This is a genomic window from Kitasatospora sp. NRRL B-11411, assembly GCF_000721345.1.
GTDB lineage: Bacteria > Actinomycetota > Actinomycetes > Streptomycetales > Streptomycetaceae > Kitasatospora > Kitasatospora cineracea.
In genome coordinates this window covers 50981-70750 of record NZ_JOGH01000021.1, presented here as the reverse complement: position 1 = coordinate 70750, position 19770 = coordinate 50981, and the positions used below count along the sequence as shown (strand labels likewise).

General features: G+C 72.6%; 14 protein-coding genes. 8 read left to right on the top strand and 6 right to left on the bottom strand.

All coding sequences use genetic code 11. The features are described from left to right. Positions 1–13: 13 nt before the first annotated feature. Positions 14–484: an FMN-binding protein gene (locus IH44_RS0113235; protein ID WP_030459702.1), complete on the bottom strand. Its 471-nt coding sequence runs from the start codon at positions 482–484 to the stop codon at positions 14–16. Positions 485–498: 14 nt separating this feature from the next. After that, on the bottom strand, positions 499–1857 hold the full coding sequence (locus IH44_RS0113230; RefSeq protein WP_030459701.1) for a ferric reductase-like transmembrane domain-containing protein: 1359 nt from the start codon (positions 1855–1857) through the stop codon (positions 499–501). A gap of 193 nt (positions 1858–2050) precedes the next feature. On the opposite strand from IH44_RS0113230, the gene IH44_RS0113225 reads away from it, so the two are divergent. Beyond that, positions 2051–2755: a response regulator transcription factor gene (locus IH44_RS0113225; protein WP_030459700.1), complete on the top strand. Its 705-nt coding sequence runs from the start codon at positions 2051–2053 to the stop codon at positions 2753–2755. Continuing rightward, a complete protein-coding gene (locus IH44_RS0113220; RefSeq protein ID WP_030459699.1) occupies positions 2752–4206 on the top strand; it encodes a cell wall metabolism sensor histidine kinase WalK in 1455 nt (484 codons plus the stop codon). The genes IH44_RS0113225 and IH44_RS0113220 overlap by 4 nt, the downstream gene beginning before the upstream one ends. A gap of 168 nt (positions 4207–4374) precedes the next feature. Here the strand turns inward: IH44_RS0113220 and pepN are convergent, their stop codons facing one another. Continuing rightward, positions 4375–6939: an aminopeptidase N gene (pepN, locus tag IH44_RS0113215; protein WP_030459698.1), complete on the bottom strand. Its 2565-nt coding sequence runs from the start codon at positions 6937–6939 to the stop codon at positions 4375–4377. Between the two features lie 163 nt (positions 6940–7102). On the opposite strand from pepN, the gene IH44_RS0113210 reads away from it, so the two are divergent. The 6 genes from IH44_RS0113210 (at position 7103) to IH44_RS0113185 (ending at position 15487) form a co-directional block, all read left to right on the top strand. Continuing rightward, positions 7103–8272: an ROK family transcriptional regulator gene (locus tag IH44_RS0113210; RefSeq protein WP_030459697.1), complete on the top strand. Its 1170-nt coding sequence runs from the start codon at positions 7103–7105 to the stop codon at positions 8270–8272. A 180-nt stretch (positions 8273–8452) separates the two neighbouring features. Continuing rightward, positions 8453–9547, top strand: coding sequence for a substrate-binding domain-containing protein (locus tag IH44_RS0113205; RefSeq protein WP_030459696.1), 1095 nt, complete (start codon positions 8453–8455; stop codon positions 9545–9547). 139 nt (positions 9548–9686) lie between these two features. Next, positions 9687–10475 (top strand): ATP-binding cassette domain-containing protein, encoded by a 789-nt coding sequence (locus tag IH44_RS0113200; RefSeq protein WP_081966876.1) that lies wholly within the window; start codon positions 9687–9689, stop codon positions 10473–10475. After that, entirely contained in the window at positions 10472–11731 is a 1260-nt protein-coding gene (locus IH44_RS0113195) for a sugar ABC transporter permease (protein WP_030459694.1), read from the top strand. The genes IH44_RS0113200 and IH44_RS0113195 overlap by 4 nt, the downstream gene beginning before the upstream one ends. Before the next feature lie 201 nt (positions 11732–11932). Further along, entirely contained in the window at positions 11933–13834 is a 1902-nt protein-coding gene (gene dxs, locus IH44_RS0113190; RefSeq protein WP_035954942.1) for a 1-deoxy-D-xylulose-5-phosphate synthase, read from the top strand. 135 nt (positions 13835–13969) lie between these two features. Continuing rightward, positions 13970–15487, top strand: a complete 1518-nt coding sequence (locus IH44_RS0113185) for a glycosyltransferase family 39 protein (RefSeq protein WP_030459692.1) — start codon at positions 13970–13972, stop codon at positions 15485–15487. 111 nt (positions 15488–15598) lie between these two features. On the opposite strand, the gene IH44_RS0113180 is transcribed toward IH44_RS0113185, so the two are convergent. From IH44_RS0113180 to IH44_RS0113170, 3 genes are all read right to left on the bottom strand, one after another. Continuing rightward, positions 15599–16192, bottom strand: a complete 594-nt coding sequence (locus IH44_RS0113180) for an alpha/beta fold hydrolase (protein WP_232794923.1) — start codon at positions 16190–16192, stop codon at positions 15599–15601. Between the two features lie 104 nt (positions 16193–16296). Continuing rightward, positions 16297–18423 carry a 3-hydroxyacyl-CoA dehydrogenase NAD-binding domain-containing protein gene (locus tag IH44_RS0113175; protein ID WP_030459690.1) on the bottom strand — a complete coding sequence of 709 codons (2127 nt, stop codon included), beginning with the start codon at positions 18421–18423 and terminating at the stop codon, positions 16297–16299. Between the two features lie 2 nt (positions 18424–18425). Next, positions 18426–19643 carry an acetyl-CoA C-acyltransferase gene (locus IH44_RS0113170; RefSeq protein WP_030459689.1) on the bottom strand — a complete coding sequence of 406 codons (1218 nt, stop codon included), beginning with the start codon at positions 19641–19643 and terminating at the stop codon, positions 18426–18428. Positions 19644–19770 lie beyond the last annotated feature (127 nt).

Genomic DNA, 19770 nt, shown 5'->3' with positions numbered 1-19770 from the left:
ACGTGGCGGACGGTCACTTCTGCACCTGGTCGAGCGCGCTCTGCAGCGAGCGGGTGTAGCCGTCGCTGGTGTACGTCGCGCCGGAGACCACGTCGATGTCCGCGCTCTGGGCGGCGAGCGCCTCCTGGTTGAGCTGCGGGATGGCGGAGCTGTTGATCTCCTGGTCACGGCGGTCCCGGGTAGGGTACTGGACCACGTCGATCTTGCTGATCCTCCCCCCGGCCATGGTGACCTTGACCTGCACCGGCCCGTACCGGGTGTTGACCGCGCTGCCGGTGACGGTCTGCGTGGCCCCGCTGCCGGCGGCCCCGCCGTCAGCGGCCCCGGCGCCGCTGCCCTGGCCGGTGTCCTGGGTGGTGTTCCGGGCGGAGCCCGCGCCGGCCGAGGAGATGGCCGGGGCGGTGGACGGGTCGTGGGGCTTGAGGGAGAGCAGCAGGACGACCCCGGCGGCGGTCGCGGAGGCGGTGATGACGGCGCGTCGCATGGTGGCGGGTGCTCCTAGAGGGCGAAGGACTCGTGGTGGATGCGGGCGGCCCGGACCCCGGCGGCGCGCAGCGCGCGGACCGCGTCGGCGGTGAACTCCTCGGGCCCGCACAGGTAGACCTCGTGCCGGGCCAGGTCGGGGACCAGCCGGCGCAGCGCCGCGCCCAGGTCGCCGACCTGGGCCCGGCTGCCGAGCAGCTCGTGCACCCGGCCGCCGCGCTGCTCGGCGACGGCGGCCAGTTCGCGGCGGAACAGCACGTCCTCCGGGCGGCGGGCCCGCTGCACCAGGGTGAGCCGGCCGGGCAGGGTCTCGAACAGCGCGCGCAGCGGGGTGACGCCGACGCCCGCGCCGAGCAGCAGCACCGGCCCGCCGCCGTGCCGCCGCCGCGCGGTGAACGCCCCGTAGGGGCCCTCGGCCCGGACCTTCGTGCCGGGGGCGAGCGCGGCGATCGCCGCGCTGTGGGAGCCCAGGCCCTTGACGGTGAAGCGCAGGAAGCGCGGGTGCGGGGGAGCGGAGAGCGAGTACGGGTTGGCGGCCCAGCGCAGCTGCGGGGTGAGGAACTGGAGCCGGAAGAACTGCCCGGGCTCGGCCCGCAGCTCGCCCAGGTGGCGGCCGGTCAGGAAGACCGAGACCACGCCGGGGCCCTCGGCGCGGACCTCGGCGACCTCCAGCCGGTGCCGCCGGTCGCGCAGGTACGGGGCGAGCAGCCGGTACCGGCCCAGGACGGCGGCGGTGCCGAAGTACAGCAGGTACCAGCCGGCCTTGGCGGGCCCGTCGACCAGGTCGGCGCCGTTGGTCAGCTGGTGGGCGAAGCCGAGCGCGACGGCCAGGTAGGTGGCCAGGTGCAGGTAGTACCAGGTCTCGTAGCCCAGCCGGCGGCGGGCGGCCCGGGCGGAGACCGCGCCGGTGCCGAGCAGCAGCAGGGTGGCGGCGGTGGCCTTCAGCATGTCGGGGAAGTGGAACACGATCTCGACGGTCTGGCCCCACAGGCCCCGCCCGTCGGTCAGCGCGTAGCCCCAGACCACGGTCAGCACGTGCACGGTGACCAGCGAGACCAGGTAGCGACCGCCGTACGCGTGCCAGCGGGCCAGCCGGTCCGCGCCCACCTCGCGCTCCAGCAGCGGGACGCGGGCCATCAGCAGCAGCAGGACGGGCGCGGCGTAGCCGGCCAGCAGGCCGGTGATCCGGGCCGCGCCGGTGAGCCAGTCCGCGGCCCCGGCCACCCGCGGGGTGTCGGCCCACCACAGGCCGAGCACGCCGAGCGCGCCGAGCACGATCAGGGCGGCGGCGCCGTGCCGGACGGCGTCCGGGTGCCGGGCCCGGCCCGGGGCGGCTCGCCGGGCGGCCCGGGTGGGGGTGGACAGTGCGGTCATCGGGCCCTCCTTCGGTGGTACCCGGGCCACGGTGGCACCGGAAGTTCTCAATTCCCTATGAACCGACCGCCCGACCCGGCCGATCCGGAGCCGCGTCCGCGCAGGTCAGGGCGGATCCGGCCGGATTCCACCGGGGTTCGAGCCGGGCTGATGATCTCACTGCTTTCTCATGCCGGAACGGCAGAATGGCCCCATGCAGCACGCGGACACCCCCTGGCGGGTCCTGGTGGTCGACGACGAACCCGACCTGGTCGAAGTCCTCTGCGGCGCCCTGCGCTACGAGGGCTGGCAGGCCCGCGGCGTCACCGGCGGCCTGGACGCGGTCGCCGCCGCCGACGACTGGCACCCGCACGCCATGGTGCTCGACGTGACGCTCCCCGACTTCGACGGCCTGGAGGTGCTGCGCCGCGTCCACACCACCGACCCCGAGGTGCGGGTGCTGTTCCTCACCGCCCGGGACGCCGTCGAGGACCGGATCGCCGGGATCAGCGCGGGCGGCGACGACTACGTCACCAAACCGTTCAGCCTGGAGGAGGTGGTGGTCCGCCTGCGCGGCCTGCTCCGCCGCACCGCGCCCCCGGGACCGGCCACCCCCGGCACCCTCGCCGTCGGCGACCTGCGGCTCGACCCCGCCACCCGGGAGGCCAGCCGCGGCGGCGAACCCGTCGACCTCAGCCCCACCGAGTTCGCCCTGCTGCGCCACCTGATGGAGCACCCCCGCCAGGTGCTCAGCAAGGCCCAGATCCTGGACGCCGTCTGGTCCTACGACTTCGGCGGCCAGGCCCACGTGGTCGAGCTGTACATCAGCTACCTGCGCCGCAAGATCGACGCCGGCCGGCCCCCGATGATCCACACCGTCCGCGGCGCCGGGTACGTGCTGCGGGCGGCCACCGGATGAGGCGCCCCGCCCTGCGCCCCCGCACCCTGCGGGCCCGCCTGGTGGCCGGCGTGCTCGTCCTGCTCACCCTGATCTGCGCCGGCATCGGCGTCGCCACCTGCGAGGCGCTCCGGCACTTCCTGGTCGACCGCCTCGACCAGCAGCTCTCCTCGGCCGGCGGCCGCTACGCCGCCAGCCTCGAACACCCCGGCCAGGGCGGCCACGACACCCGCGCCCAGTCGCCCGGCACCTTCGGCGCCCGGCTGGTCGACGGCGGCGTCACCCACGCCGCCGTGGTCGGCGGCGTCCCGCCCGGCGACGACGACCCCGTCCCGCTCGCCAAGGACAGCGGCACCGACGCCGCCGTCCCGCTTGACCCCGCCGACGCCGCCGCCCTGCGCGCCCTCCCCGCCGACGGCCGCCCCCGCGACCTCACCCTCTCCGCGCTCGGCCACTACCGGGCGGTCGCCGTCACCGGCTACGACCGCGACACCCTGGTCACCGGCCTGCCGCTGCACCCCGTCGACGAGACCGTGCAGCGCCTGCTGCTGATCGAACTGATCGTCTTCGCCGCCGCGCTCACCGTCGCCGCCGCCGTCGGCACCCTCGCCGCCCGGATCGCGCTGCGCCCGCTCGACCGGGTCGTCGCCACCGCCGAACGGGTCTCCGCCCTCCCGCTCGCCAACGGCGCCGTCGACCTCGGCGAACGCGTCCCCGACGACGACCCCGGCACCGAGGTCGGCCGGGTCGGCACCGCGCTCAACCGGATGCTCGGCCACGTCGCGGACGCCCTGACCCGCCGTCAGAACGTCGAGGAGCGCCTGCGCGCCTTCGCCGCCGACGCCAGCCACGAACTGCGCAACCCCGTCGCCACCGTCCGCGGCCACGCCGAACTCGCGCTCCGCCACCCCGGCCCGGTCCCCGAACCCGTCCGGCACTCGCTGGAACGGATCAGCGCCGAGTCCCGCCGGATGGGCACCATCGTCGAGGACCTGCTGCTGCTCGCCCGCCTCGACGCCGGCCGCCCGCTCGCCGTCCAGGACACCGACCTCACCCGGATCGCCCTCGACTGCACCGCCGACGCCCGCGCCGCCGCCCCCGGCCACCGCTGGCTGCTCGAACTCCCCGCCGAACCCGTCACCGTCCAGGGCGACCCGCACCGCCTCGCCCAGGTCGTCACCAACCTGCTCGCCAACGCCCGCACCCACACCCCCGACGGCACCACCGTCACCCTCCGCCTCGACCCCGACGGCCGCCTCACCGTCACCGACGACGGCCCCGGCATCCCCCCGGACCTCGTCCCGCACGTCTTCGACCGCTTCACCCGCGGCGACCGCGCCCGCTCCCGCCGCACCGGCTCCACCGGCCTCGGCCTCGCCATCGTCCAGGCCGTCGTCCACGCCCACCACGGCACCGTCACCCTCACCAGCACCCCGGGCCGCACCACCTTCACCGTGACCCTCGGGAAGTGACCTAACGCCCCATCAGGGGCCCGGGGAACGGCGGGTCGATGCTGCTGCCGGTCGGAGCCCATCGAAAAGTCCGCGCGGCTGGGGGCAGTAAGCCGCAGGGGTCGGAAGCGAACCCTCGCCTCCGACCCCTGTCCGTCCTACCCCTGTCGCCGCGTCAGCGGTCAGCGGTCAGCGGTCGGCAGCCTGCGCCCTGAGCGCCCGCTCCACCCCCGCCCGCGCCTCGACGACCTGGCGGCGCAGCGCCGGCGCCGGGTCCGCCGCGGCGAGCCAGGCGTCGGTGGCGTCGAGGGTGGCCTGCGAGACCGCGTACGAGGGGTAGAGCCCGCCGATGATCTGCTGCGAGATCTCGTGGCTGCGGGTCTCCCAGACCTGCTTGACCGAGGCGAAGTACTTCTCGGTGTAGGCGGCCAGCAGTTCCCGCTGGTCGGCCTGCTGGAAGCCGGCGATGACGGCCTCCTGGACGTAGTTGGTCAGGGTGTCGGAGTCGACCACCGACGCCCAGGCCTCGGCCTTGGCCGCCGCGGTGGGCCGGGCGGCCCGGCAGGTGGCGGCGTGCTCCTGGCCGGAGGAGGTGTTGTCGCGGGCGAGTTCGGCCTCGATCGCCGCCTCGTCGGCGCGTCCGGTGGCGACCAGCCGGGCCAGCAGGGTCCAGCGCAGTTCGGTGTCGACGGCGAGGCCGTCGATCCCGACCGAGCCGTCCAGCAGTCCGGCGAGCAGCGCGAGCTGCCCGTCGGTGCGGGCGGCGCCGGCCAGCGTGCGGGCCCAGGCGAGCTGGTGGTCGCTGCCGGCGGGGGCGGCGCGCAGGGCGTCCTCCGCGGCGGCGGCCCAGCGCTGCAGGCCGGTCTCGCGCCAGGCGGGGTCGGCGTACAGCTCCAGGGCGAGCTTGACCTGGCGCTGGACGGACTGGACGACGCCGATGTCGCTCTCGCGGGGCAGGCCGGAGAGGGCCAGCGAGAGGTAGTCGCGGGTGGCGAGTTCGCCGTCGCGGGTCATGTCCCAGGCGGAGGCCCAGCACAGGGCGCGCGGCAGCGAGTCGGTGAAGTCGCCGAGGTGCTCGGTGACGACGGCCAGCGAGTCGGCGTCGAGCCGGACCTTGGCGTAGGAGAGGTCGTCGTCGTTGAGCAGCAGCACGGCGGGCCGCTTCCGGCCGGCCAGCTGCGGGACCTCGGTGCGCTCGCCGTCGACGTCGAGCTCGATCCGGTCGGTGCGCACCAGCGTGCCGTCGGTGAGCTCGTACAGGCCCACCGCGATCCGGTGCGGGCGCAGGACGGCCTCGCCGCGGGCGCCGGCGGGCAGCGCGGGGGCCTCCTGGAGGACGGCGAAGGACTCGATGGTGCCGTCCGCGGCGACCGACAGCTCGGGGCGCAGCACGTTGATGCCCGCGGTCTCCAGCCAGGCCTTGGACCAGGTCTTCAGGTCGCGGCCGCTGGCCTCCTCCAGGGCGCCGAGCAGGTCGGCGAGGCGGGTGTTGCCCCAGGCGTGGCGCTTGAAGTAGGCGCGCACGCCCTGGAAGAAGGCGTCCTGGCCGACGTAGGCGACCAGCTGCTTGAGCACCGAGGCGCCCTTGGCGTAGGTGATGCCGTCGAAGTTGACCTGGACGTCCTCCAGGTCGTTGATCTCCGCCATGATCGGGTGGGTGGAGGGCAGCTGGTCCTGCCGGTAGGCCCAGGTCTTCATCTGGTTGGCGAAGGTGGTCCAGGAGTGCGGCCACTTGGAGCCGGGGGCCTCGGCCTGGCAGACGACCTCGGCGAAGGTGGCGAAGGACTCGTTCAGCCACAGGTCGTTCCACCACTCCATGGTGACGAGGTCGCCGAACCACATGTGGGCGAGCTCGTGCAGCACGGTCGCGGCGCGCATCTCGTAGGCGGCGTCGGTGACCTTGGAGCGGAACACGTACTGGTCGCGGAGGGTGACGGCGCCCGCGTTCTCCATCGCACCGGCGTTGAACTCCGGGACGAAGAGCTGGTCGTACTTGGCGAACGGGTACGCGAAGTCGAACTTCTCCTGGAAGTAGTCGAAGCCCTGCTTGGTCACCGCGAAGACCGCGTCGGCGTCCAGGTGCTCGCGCAGCGAGGGGCGGCAGTACACGCCCAGCGGGACGTGCTGCGAGCCGTTGTCGTAGCTGTCGAAGACGCCGACGTAGGGGCCGGCCACCAGCGCGGTGATGTAGGTGGACATCCGCGGGGTGGGCTCGAAGGTCCACACCCGGGTGTCGCCGTCGCCGGTGGGCTCGGGGGTGGGGGAGTTGGAGACCACGACCCAGCCGGCGGGGGCGGTGACGGTGAAGGCGAAGGTGGCCTTCAGGTCGGGCTGCTCGAAGCTGGCGAAGACCCGGCGGGCGTCCGGGACCTCGAACTGGGTGTAGAGGTAGGTCTCGCCGTCGGCGGGGTCGACGAAGCGGTGCAGTCCCTCGCCGGTGTTGGTGTAGGCGCAGTCGGCGACCACCCGGAGCTCGTTCTCGGCGGCCAGGCCGGGCAGCTCGATCCGGCTGTCGGTGAAGCTCTCCGGCGGCAGGGCGCGGCCGTTGAGGACGATCTCGGAGACGGCGGGGGCGACCAGGTCGATGAAGGTGGAGGAGCCGGGTTCGGTGGCGGTGAACCGGACCACGGTGGTGGACCGGAAGGTGCCGCCCTCGCGCGCGGAGCTCAGGTCGAGCTCGATCTCGTACGCGTCCACGGCCAGGAGTGCGGCCCGGGTGCGGGCCTCCTCACGGGTCAAGTTGGTGCCAGGCACTCGCAGGACTCCTTCGTCAGGGCTGGGGTTACCGGGAATCCTCCCATGCGCGTAACGATCCGTGTTCGGGCTTGACTCCCCCTCCGAGCAGTACCGGAGCATAGAGTTCAGAAGTTGAAGCTGAACTTCTCACGAACAGCAAGTGCGCCCTGGAGGGTGGAACATGTCGACGGACACACCGGGATCGCAGTCCTCGCTGCACCGGGCGAATCTCGAACGGGTGCTGCGGGCCGTGCGGATGGCCGGATCGCTGACCCAGGCGGAGATCGCCCGGGGCACGGGGCTGTCGGCCGCGACGGTGTCCAACATCGTCCGCGAGCTCAAGGAGTCCGGCACCGTGGTGGTGGCCGACACCTCCTCGGGCGGGCGGCGGGCGCGCAGCGTGTCGCTGAGCGGGGACGCCGGGATCGTGGTGGGCGTGGACTTCGGGCACACCCACCTGCGGGTGGCGGTGGGCAACCTGGCGCACCGGGTGCTGGCCGAGGAGAGCGAGCCGCTGGACGTGGACGTCTCCGCGCAGCAGGGCTTCGACCGGGCCGAGCGGATGGTGGAGCGGCTGCTGGCCCAGGCCGGCTTCCCGGCCGACAAGGTGATCGGGGTGGGCCTGGGCGTGCCGGGCCCGATCGACGTGGAGACCGGGGCGCTCGGCTCGACCGCGATCCTGCCGGGCTGGACGGGTGTGATGCCGGGCCAGGAGCTGTCCGTCCGCCTGGGCATGCCGGTGCACGTGGACAACGACGCCAACCTGGGCGCGCTGGGCGAGCTGGTCTGGGGCGCCGGGCGGGGCCTGGGCGACCTGGCGTACATCAAGGTGGCCAGCGGCGTCGGCTCCGGCCTGGTGATCAACAGCCAGATCTACCGGGGTCCGGGCGGCACCGCCGGCGAGATCGGGCACATCGTGCTGGACGAGGCGGGGCCGGTGTGCCGCTGCGGCAACCGGGGCTGCCTGGAGACCTTCGTGGGCTCCCGCTACCTGCTCAACCTCTTGAACGCCAACCACCCCGGTGAGCTGAGCCTCAGCAAGGTGGTGCAGCTGGCCCAGCAGGGCGACCTGGGCTGCCGCCGGGTGATCGCCGACGCGGGCCGGCAGATCGGGATGGGCGTGGCCACCCTGTGCAACCTGCTCAATCCGCGCCGGGTGATCCTCGGCGGAGACCTGGCCGAGGCCGGTGAGCTGGTGCTTTCCCCGATCCGGGACTCGGTGGCACGGTACGCGATCCCCAGTGCCGCCCGGCAGCTGTCGGTGGTTCCGGGGACGCTCGGCGGCCGGGCCGAGGTGCTCGGAGCGCTGGCCCTGGTGATGAGCGAGATGGGGGAGAGCGGGGTGCTCTGACCCCCGCGGAGGGGGCCCCGGAGGCTCGCTCGGTATCGGGTGAGCCTTCAGGAAGATAACGAAAGGGTTTGAATCACCGGGCCTCAGGTTTTACTTATTGACGACAAGCTCCGTCACGGGGTTGACTCCTGCCCACCTCGCCGCAATGTTCGCGGCTCTGTCAGGGAGGCTCCCCCCACCATGAACGCAATGATGCGTCGCGTCGCCGTCGGTACCGTCGCCGTCTCGATGGCGCTGACCATGGCCGCCTGCGGCAAGGCCGGCAGCGACAAGAAGGACAGCGCGGCCTCGAGCGACAACAAGTCGATCGGCCTGCTGCTGCCGGAGAACGCGTCCTCCACCCGCTACGAGTCCTTCGACAAGCCGTTCATCGAGGCCAAGGTCAAGGAACTCTGCGCCGACTGCAAGGTCGAGTACAACAACGCCGAGGGCTCCGCCGCGAAGCAGAAGCAGCAGTTCGACACCCTGATCGCCCAGGGCGTCAAGGTGATCATCCTGGACGCCTTCGACGCCAAGTCGACCCAGGCGTGGGTCACCGAGGCGGCCGGCAAGGGCGTCAAGGTCATCGCGTACGACCGCCTGGCCACCGGCCCGGTCTCCGCGTACGTCTCCTTCGACAACGAGAAGGTCGGCGAGCTCCAGGGCCAGGCCCTGGTCGACGCGCTGGGCGCCAAGGCCGCCGACGCCAACGTCGTGATGATCAACGGTGACGACGCCGACCCGAACGCCGGCAAGTTCAAGGCCGGTGCCCACAAGGTGCTGGACGGCAAGGTCAAGAAGATCGTCTACGAGCAGAGCGGTGAGTGGAAGCCCACCGTCGCGGGCCAGAAGGTCGGCGCCGCCATCACCCAGCTCGGCAAGGACGGCTTCCAGGCCGTCTACTCCGCCAACGACGGCATGGCCGCCGCGATCATCACCCAGCTGAAGTCCCAGGGCATCAACGTCCCGGTCGGCGGCCAGGACGCGGGCCTCGACGCCATCCAGCGACTGGTCTCCGGCGACCAGGCCTACACCATCTACAAGGCCTACAAGCCGCTGGCCGACTCGGCCGCGCAGCTCGCCGTCAACCTGCTGCAGGGCAAGGACATCAAGTCCGTCGCCACCTCGACCATCGACAGCGACACCGACAAGGGCATCCCGGCCCAGCTGCTCGAGCCCAAGGTCGTCACCAAGGCGAACATCAAGGACACCGTGATCGCCGACAACCTCTACAAGGTCGCGGACATCTGCACCGCCGACTTCGCCGCCGCCTGCACCGCGGCCGGCCTGCAGTAGCACCCGCCGGGCGGGGGCTCCCCGACCACCCGGGAGCCCCCGCCCGCACCGCTTCACCCACAGCACTACCCCGCGTGCCCGGCCCGGCGCGCGGGACGGCCGTGCCGGAAACGTCAGGTCCGGCACGGGACTCAAGGAGTTGGTTCACGTGACAGGCGCACCCGTACTGGCGTTGCGCGGGGTCTCCAAGCGCTTCGGTGCCGTCCAGGCACTCACCGACGTGCATCTGGAGGTCCACGCGGGCGAGGTCGTCGCCCTGGTCGGCGACAACGGTGCCGGTAAGTCCACCCTGGTGAAGACCATCGCGGGCGTCCACCCGATCGACGAGGGCGTCATCGAGTGGGAGGGCAAGGCGGTCAACATCAACCGCCCCCAGGACGCCCAGCAGTTGGGCGTCGCCACCGTCTACCAGGACCTCGCGCTCTGCGACAACCTCGACGTGGTCGGCAACCTGTTCCTCGGCCGCGAGCTCAAGCGCTTCGGCACCCTGGACGAGGTCGCCATGGAGAAGCGCGCCCGCGAGCTCCTCGACACCCTGTCGATCCGCATCCCCAGCGTCCGGATCCCGATCGCCTCGCTCTCCGGCGGCCAGCGCCAGGTCGTGGCCATCGCCCGCGCCCTGGTCGGCGACCCGAAGATCGTCATCCTGGACGAGCCCACCGCCGCCCTCGGCGTCGAGCAGACCGCCCAGGTCCTGGACCTGGTCGAGCGGCTCCGCCAGCGCGGCCTCGGCGTGATCCTGATCAGCCACAACATGGCCGACGTGAAGGCCGTCGCGGACACCGTCGCGGTGCTCCGGCTGGGCCGCAACAACGGCAGCTTCGAGGTCGCCAGCACCTCGCACGAGGAGATCATCTCCGCCATCACCGGAGCCACCGACAACGCGGTGACCCGCCGTCAGGCTCGAATCGCGGAGGAAGCCAAGTGAGCACCGAGACCCCCACCACCCCGCCCGTCTCCCCCGCGGTGGACCCGCGCCTGCTGGTCCGCAAGGAGGGCCTGGCCGGCTACTTCGACGAGTTCACCCGCAAGATCCGCAGCGGTGAGCTCGGCTCGCTGCCGGTGGTCGTCGGCCTGATCGTGATCGCCGCGATCTTCCAGATCAAGACCGGCACCTTCCTCAACGCCGACAACCTCACCAACATCACCAAGTGGATCGCGGGCCCCGGCCTGATCGCGGTCGGCGTGGTGTTCGTGCTGCTGCTCGGCGAGATCGACCTCTCGCTCGGCTCGGTGGCCGGCGCCACCGCAGCCATCACCTCGGTGCTCTCGGTCCGCCAGGGCCTGAACGAGTGGCTCGCCATCGTGCTGGCGATAGCCGCCGCGGTCGCCATCGGCGCCCTGCACGGCTACTTCTTCGCCAAGATCGGCGTCCCGGCCTTCGTGGTCACGCTGGCCGGCATGCTGGCCTGGAACGGCCTGCAGATGCTCGTCCTGGGCAACCTCGGCACCGTCAACAACCCGATGGACGGCGTGGTCGCCAACCTGGACACCTACTTCCTGGGCGACGGCGACGTCATCTGGGCCTGGCTGTTCGCCCTCGCCACCATCGTGCTGTTCGCGGCCGGCCAGCTGTTCGACTCCCGCCGCCGCAGCGCCGCCAACCTGCCGGCCCGCCCGATGAGCGAGATCGCGCTGCGCACCGGCGTGATCGGCGTCCTGGTGCTGATCGCCGCCTACATGCTCAACCAGGACCGCGGCCTGCCGCTGCCGCTGGTGATCTTCGTCGGCATCGTCGCGCTGGCCGACTTCGTGCTCCGCCGCACCGGCTACGGCCGGCAGATCTTCGCGGTCGGCGGCGGCATCGAGGCGGCCCGCCGCGCGGGCATCAACGTCGCCTGGGTCCGGATCTCGGTCTTCATGATCTCGGCCGGCCTGGCCGGCCTCGGCGGCCTGTTCATCGCCTCCCAGCAGGGTTCCGCGGACAAGGCGCTGGGCAGCGGCAACGTGCTGATGAGCGCCATCGCCGCCGCCGTCATCGGCGGCACCAGCCTCTTCGGCGGCCGCGGCAAGACCTGGTCGGCGCTGCTCGGCATCCTGGTCATCCAGTCCATCACCACCGGTCTGGACATGATCCACGCCCAGCAGGCCATCCAGTACATGATCACCGGCGCGGTGCTGCTCGCCGCGGTGGTCCTGGACTCGGTCTCCCGCCGCACCCAGAAGTCCCACGGCCGCGGCTGACCCCCGGCCCCACCCCGGACCGCGCGACCGGCGCCCCATACCAGGGCCCGGCCGCGCGGTCCGGCGCGTTCGGCGCCCGGCCACCCGAAGAGCTGGTCGGGTTGCCCCCCGCACTACGGGCCGGTAATGGACATTAGACTCGAGCGGGGCGTACGCCCTCCGGGCCCATGCGGGCGCGAGAACTTGGACGAGGAGGAACGGGTGGCCCTGCTGACCCGCATTCGGGGACCGCGCGATCTCGATCGACTCACGCCCGCGCAGCTGGCGGCGCTCGCCGAGGAGATCCGCGGCTTCCTGGTGGAGGAGGTCTCCAAGACCGGCGGCCACCTCGGCCCCAACCTCGGCGTGGTCGAGCTCACGCTGGCGATGCACCGGGTCTTCGACTCCCCGCGCGACCGGATCCTCTTCGACACCGGCCACCAGAGCTACGTCCACAAGCTGCTGACCGGTCGTCAGGACTTCTCCCGGCTCAAGATGAAGGGCGGCCTGTCCGGCTACCCCTCGCGCGCCGAGTCCGAGCACGACGTGATCGAGAACTCGCACGCCTCCACCGTCCTCGGCTACGCCGACGGCCTGGCCAAGGCGAACAAGATCCAGGGCCACCACGACCGCCCGGTGGTCGCCGTGATCGGCGACGGCGCGCTCACCGGCGGCATGGCCTGGGAGGCGCTCAACAACATCGCCGACAGCCGCGACCTGCCGGTCGTCATCGTCGTCAACGACAACGAGCGGTCCTACTCGCCGACCATCGGCGGCCTGGCCAACCACCTCTCCACGCTGCGCACCACCCAGGGCTACGAGCGCTTCCTGTCCTGGGGCAAGGACGCGCTGCAGCGCACCCCCGTGGTCGGCCAGGCGATGTTCGACACCCTGCACGGCGCCAAGAAGGGCCTGAAGGACTTCATCGCCCCGCAGGGCATGTTCGAGGACCTCGGCCTCAAGTACATCGGCCCGATCGACGGCCACGACCTGCAGGCCCTGGAGTCCGCCTTCACCAAGGCGCGCGGCTTCGGCGGCCCGGTCATCGTGCACTGCATCACCGAGAAGGGCCGCGGCTACCACGCCGCCGAGAACAACGACGAGGACCGCTTCCACGCGGTCGGCGTGATCCACCCCGACACCGGCCTGCCGGTGAAGACCGCCGGCAAGGACTGGACGTCGGTGTTCGGCGAGGAGATGGTCGCGCTCGGCCGCGAGCGCCGCGACATCGTGGCGATCACCGCCGCGATGCTGCACCCCGTCGGCCTGGCCCCGTTCGCCAAGGCGTACCCGGAGCGGATCTTCGACGTCGGCATCGCCGAGCAGCACGCCGCGGTCTGCGCCGCCGGCCTGGCCACCAACGGCCTGCACCCGGTGGTTGCGGTTTACGCGACCTTCCTGAACCGGGCCTTCGACCAGGTCCTGATGGACGTCGCCCTGCACCGGCTCGGCGTCACCTTCGTGCTCGACCGGGCCGGCGTCACCGGCACCGACGGCGCCTCGCACAACGGCATGTGGGACATGTCGATCCTGCAGGTCGTCCCCGGCCTGCGGCTGGCCGCCCCGCGCGACGCCGAGCAGGTCCGGCTGCAGCTGCGCGAGGCCGTCGAGGTCGACGACGCCCCCACCGTGGTCCGCTACTCCAAGGGCAGCGTCGGCCCGGCAGTGCCCGCCGTCGGCCAGGTCGGCGGCATGGACGTGCTGCACCGCCCCGCGGACGGCTCCGCGGACGAGGCTGCCGACGTGCTGATCGTCTCGGTCGGCGCGATGGCCCCGCTCTGCCTGGAGGCCGCCGCGCTGCTCGCCGAGCGCGGCATCACCAGCACCGTGGTCGACCCGCGCTGGGTCAAGCCGGTGGACGCCGCGCTGCCCGGCCTGGCCGCCCAGCACCGCCTGGTGGTCACCGTCGAGGACAACGGCCGGGCCGGCGGCGTCGGCTCCGCGATCGCCCAGGCGCTGCGCGACGCCGACGTGGACGTTCCGCTGCGGGACTTCGGCATCCCGCAGGAGTTCCTCGACCACGCCTCGCGGGCCGAGATCATGGCGGAGATCGGGCTCACCGGCCCGGCCGTCGCCGCGAAGATCGAAGCACTGGTCAGCGCCCGTTCCTTCGCCCGGAGCTGACCCTCCGGAACCTCCGTGGACGCACCGCCCGGGAGCCGCACCGACGGCTCCCGGCGGTGCGGCTATTGTCGGACCGTCACACTCATTCCTGGGCCGGCACCCCTCCGCCCGTTCGCGCCCGGTAGGTTGTCACCCGTGCCCAACACCGCCACGAGCCGCCCCCGCGCCCTCGCCGACCGCCTCCACGGGCACGTCCGGGCCGGGTACTGGACCAGACTGGTCCCGCTGCTCGCGGTCCTGGCCACCGCCACCCACCTGCCCTCCTTCCTCCGCCCGGTGTGGAGCCCCGACGAGGGCTACCTGGCCACCCAGGCCCGGATGCTCGCCGACGGCGGCGTCCTCTACGACACCGTCGTCGACCGCAAGCCCCCGCTGCTGCCCTGGCTGTACGAGGCCTGCTTCGCGCTCTTCGGCTCCGTCTCGCTCTGGCCGCTGCGCATCCTGGCGATCGGCGCCCACCTGGCCACCGCCGTCCTGCTCGCCTCCACCGCCCGCGGCCGCTGGGGCGACCGGGCCGGCCGCTACGCCGGCGTCTTCTACCTGCTGGTGTCCATCGGGCTCTCCCCGGAGGACACCCAGGCCGCCACCTTCGAAGTCTTCATGCTGCCCGCCATGGTGCTGGCCTTCCGCTACGCGGAGCGCCGCCGCTGGCTGGCCGCCGGCATCGCCGTCGCCCTCTGCTCGCTCACCAAGCAGACCGGCGGCGCCGTCATGCTCCCGGTGCTCTGGATGCTGCTCCAGGACACCCGCCGCCGCGGCGTCCCCTGGCCGCCCGCCCTCGCCAAGATCGGCTTCGGCTTCGCCCTGCCGATAGCGCTGGTCGCCGCCATCCTCACCAAGCCCAAGGGCTTCCTGTTCTGGGTCGTCACCGGCTCCGGCGACTACGCCGTGCTCGGCTCCAACTGGCCGCAGATGCTCGGCCGCGCCCTCGGCAACTCGGCGATCCTGCTGAGCGCCGGGCTCGCCTTCCTGCTGCCCTACGCCCACCGCCTGTGGCTGCGCCGCCGCCGCCGACCCGTCCCCGCCCGCGGCCCCGAGCGCGGCTCCACCGCCGACCTCTGGGTCTGGCTGCTCTCCTCCGCGGTCGCCGTCTCGGTCGGCTTCCACTTCTTCGGCCACTACTACCTCCAGCTGATGCCCCCGCTGGTCCTGCTCGGCGTCGGCGCGGTCGCCACCTCCGCCGTGCCCTGGCGCCCCGTGGTCGCCTACTCCGCCCTCGCCAGCAGCGTCTTCTGCGCCCTCGCGGTCTTCTGGCCCGGCCAGCGCCTCACCCAGACCACCGAGGTCGCCACCGCCGTCGCCGCCCAGACCACCCCCAAGGACACCGTCCTGGTCTGGGGCATGCACCCCGAGCTCTACTGGCTCGCCGACCGCCGCCCCGCCAGCCGCTACCTCACCGCGGGCTTCCTCACCAACTTCAGCGGCGGCAAGGGCGCCGAGAAGGTCGGCGAGCAGTACTCCGTCTCCGACGCCTGGCAGACCTTCGACAACGAGATCTCCACCAACGGCCTCCCCGAGGTCTTCGTCGACGACTCCGGCACCGCCCCCTACCAGCCGGACAAGGTCCCGCGCATCGCCAGCCTGCTCAACACCTACTACGAGGTCGTCGGCGTCACGGGCGACACGGTGATCTACCGCCTCAAGAAGAAGTAGCGACCCCGCGGCCGGCGTTCCCGCCGCCGGCGACCCCGCGGCCGGTGTTCCCGCCGCCGGCGCCCCCGCCACGAGGGCCCCGCCGCCCGGAGCGCGCCGCCGGACCGCGGACTACCCGGCGAAGCCGACGAGCGCGGCGACCAGCGGCTCCGGCCGGAAGGCCGGGTGCGGCGGCTCCGGGCACCCCGGCAGCTCCACCGCGCCGGGGACCAGCCCCAGCAGCGCGTCCGCCGTGCGGCGCCGGTGGACGGGGTTCTCCGGGGCGGCGGGGAGGACCGCCACCGGCAGCCGCAGCCCGGCGAGTTCGGCGTCGGTGACGCCGCGCAGCGTCCCGCCCGCCAGCAGCCCGGCCGCCTCCGGCGCGGCCGCCCGGATCCGCCCGTCCAGCCGCTCGTCGCCCGCCGTGGCGGGCCAGGCCAGCACCAGGGCCCGGACCCGGTCCGGCGCGGCCAGGGCCAGCCGGAGGGTCGCCGAGCAGCCGTTGGAGCCGCCGACCAGGACGACCGGCGGCCCGTCCGGCAGCGCCGCCGCGAGGTGCTCCGCCTCGGCCGCCCAGCTCCCGGCCCGCATCGCCCGGTCGGGCGCCAGCACGGCGGCCCCGGCCGCGCGCAGGCCGTCGACCACCCCGGGCCTCTCCCAGAACGCCGCCGCGTCCATCGCCTCGTCCCACAGCCCACCGTGCACCAGCACCAGCACGCGCCCCACGCCCCCTTGCATCCGAAAGGACCGGCAGCATACAGAAAAGCCGCCGGGCGGCGCCCCGCTCCCCGGTGGGAGGGGGCGCCGCCCGGCGGCCGTGCGCCGCTGCGTCAGGCGGGGACCGAAGCCAGGCCGGGGGCCAGGAACTTCTTGCCGTTGACGCGCTCGGAGACGCCCTCGCGGTCGAGGTACGGGGTGATGCCGCCGAGGTGGAAGGGCCAGCCGGCCCCGGTGATCATGCAGAGGTCGATGTCCTGCGCCTCGCCGACCACGCCCTCGTCCAGCATCAGGCCGATCTCCTGGGCGACGGCCTCCAGCGCGCGGGCGCGCACCTGCTCCTCGGTGAGGACGCTGTCGCCGAAGGAGAGCAGCGCCAGCACCTCGGGGTCGAGGACCTGCGCGCCGTCCTGCCAGATGTAGAAGCCGCGCTTGCCGGCCTCGACGACCTTGCCGAGGTTCGCGGAGACGGAGAACCGCTCCGGGAACGCGCCGTGCAGGGTCTCGGAGACGTGCAGGGCGATGGCCGGGCCGACCAGTTCGAGCAGGGCGATCGGGGACATCGGCAGGCCGAGCGGCTTCACCGCGGCCTCGACGGTCTCGAACGGGGTGCCCTCGTCGATGATGTTCTGGATCTCGCCCATGAAGCGGGTCAGGATGCGGTTGACCACGAACGCCGGGGCGTCCTTGGTGAGCACCGCGGTCTTCTTCAGCTTCTTGGCGACCCCGAACGCGGTGGCCAGCGAGGCGTCGTCGGTCTGCTCGGCCCGGACGATCTCCAGCAGCGGGAGGATGGCGACCGGGTTGAAGAAGTGGAAGCCGACCACGCGCTCCGGGTGCTGGAGCTTGGAGGCCATCTCGGTGACCGACAGCGAGGAGGTGTTGGTGGCCAGCACGGCGGTCGGCGAGACCACCGCCTCCAGCTCCGCGAACACCTTCTGCTTGACGCCCATCTCCTCGAACACGGCCTCGATCACGAAGTCCGCGTCGCCGAACGCGACGGCCTTGTCGAGGTGCCCGGAGACCAGGCCCTTGAGCTTGTTGGCCTTGTCCTTGCCGATCCGGCCCTTGTCGAGCAGCTTGTCGATCTCGCCGTGGACGTAGCCCACGCCCTTGTCGATCCGGGCCTGGTCGATGTCGGTGAGCACCACCGGCACCTCCAGCCGGCGGGCGAACAGCAGCGCCAGCTGGGAGGCCATCAGGCCGGCGCCGACCACGCCGACCTTGGAGACCGGGCGGGCCAGCGACTTGTCCGGCGCGCCGAACGGCCGCTTGGCGCGGCGCTGCACCAGGTTGAAGGCGTAGATCCCGGAGCGCAGCTCGCCGCTCATGATCAGGTCGGCGAGCGCCGCGTCCTCGGCGTCGAAGCCGGCCTGCAGGTCGCCGTCCTTGACCTGCTGGATGATGTCCAGCGCCTTGTAGGCGGCCGGGGCGGCGCCGTGCACCTTGGCGTCGGCGACCCAGCGGCCCCACAGCACGGCGTCGTCCCACGCCTTGCCGCGGTCGAACTCCTCGCGCTCGACGACCACGTCGCCGGTGAGCACCTTGGCGGCCCACAGCAGCGACTGCTCCAGGAAGTCGGCCGGCTCGAAGATCGCGTCCGCGATGCCGAGCTCGAAGACGTCCTTGCCCTTGAGCTGCTTGTTCTGGGCCATCGAGTTCTCGATGATGACCTTGACCGCCTTGGCGGGGCCGATCAGGTTCGGCAGCAGGGTGCAGCCGCCCCAGCCGGGCACCAGGCCGAGGAAGACCTCGGGCAGCGAGAACGCCGGGACGCCCGCGCTGACGGTGCGGTAGGTGCAGTGCAGGCCGACCTCGACGCCGCCGCCCATCGCCGCGCCGTTGTAGAACGCGAAGGACGGGACGGGCAGCGCGGCGATCCGCTTGAAGACGTCGTGGCCGCCCTTGCCGATGGCCAGCGCGTCCGCGTGCTCCTTGAGCAGCTCGACGCCCTTGAGGTCGGCGCCGACCGCGAAGATGAACGGCTTGCCGGTGACGGCGACCGCGACCACCTTGCCCGCGGCGGCCTCCGCCTCGACCTGGTCCAGCGCCTCGGACAGCTTGGCCAGCGAGCCCGGGCCGAAGGTGGTCGGCTTGGTGTGGTCGAAGCCGTTGTCCAGGGTGATCAGGGCCAGCTTGCCGGCCCGCAGCGGCAGGTCCAGGTGGCGCACGTGCGCGGTGGTGACGACCTCGCCGGGGAACAGCTCGGCGGCGCGCTGCAGCAGTTCAGTGGTGCTCATGGTCACTTACCACCCTCGAAGTGGGGGTTCTCCCAGATGACGGTGCCGCCCATGCCGAAGCCGATGCACATGGTGGTGATGCCGTAGCGGACGTCCGGACGCTGCTCGAAGCGGCGGGCCAGCTGGGTCATCAGGCGCACGCCCGAGGAGGCCAGCGGGTGGCCGAACGCGATCGCGCCGCCGTACGGGTTGACCCGCTCGTCGTCGTCCGCGATGCCGTAGTGGTCCAGGAAGGCCAGCACCTGCACGGCGAAGGCCTCGTTGACCTCGAACGCGCCGATGTCCTCGATGGTCAGGCCGGCCTTGGCCAGCGCCTTCTCGGTCGCCGGGACGGGGCCGATGCCCATCACCTCGGGCTCGACGCCCGCGAACGCGTAGCTGACCAGGCGCATCTTGACCGGCAGGCCCAGCTCGCGGGCCACGTCCTCGGCGGCCAGCAGCGAGGCGGTGGCGCCGTCGTTCAGGCCGGCCGCGTTGCCCGCGGTCACGTTGCCGTGCGGGCGGAACGGGGTCTTCAGGCCCGCCAGCGACTCCATCGTGGTGCCCGGGCGCATCGGCTCGTCCACCGTGGCCAGGCCCCAACCGGTCTCGCCGACCTCGGGGTTGGTGTTGCGGATCGCGATCGGCACCAGGTCCGGCTGGATGTCGCCGTTGGCGTACGCCTTGGCGGCCTTCTCCTGCGAGCGGACCGCGAACGCGTCGCAGCGCTCCTTGGTGATGTGCGGGAAGCGGTCGTGCAGGTTCTCCGCCGTCATGCCCATGAACAGGGCGGACTCGTCGACCAGCTTCTCCGAGACGAACCGCGGGTTCGGGTCCACGCCCTCGCCCATCGGGTGCCGCCCCATGTGCTCGACGCCGCCGGCCACCACGACGTCGTACGCGCCGAAGGCGATGCCGCCCGCGGTGGTGGTGACGGCGGTCATCGCACCGGCGCACATCCGGTCGATCGCGTAGCCCGGCACCGACTTCGGCAGGCCGGAGAGCAGCGCGGCGGTGCGGCCGATGGTCAGCCCCTGGTCACCGATCTGGGTGGTCGCGGCGACGGCGACCTCGTCGATCCGCTCGACGGGCAGGCTCGGGTTGCGGCGCACCAGTTCACGGATGCACTTGACGACCAGGTCGTCGGCGCGGGTCTCGTGGTAGATGCCCTTCGGGCCGGCCTTGCCGAACGGGGTGCGGACGCCGTCGACGAAGACGACGTCCCTCGCGGTACGAGGCACGGGGGCTCTCCTCCCAGGGGGACATGACGATGAGCGCACACCGGAGCGGCGCTGCTGCGCTCACCAATCTACCCGCGAGTAACAACGCCGGGCAAGGACCGTGAGGGCGGTCACGCCGCCCCGCCCA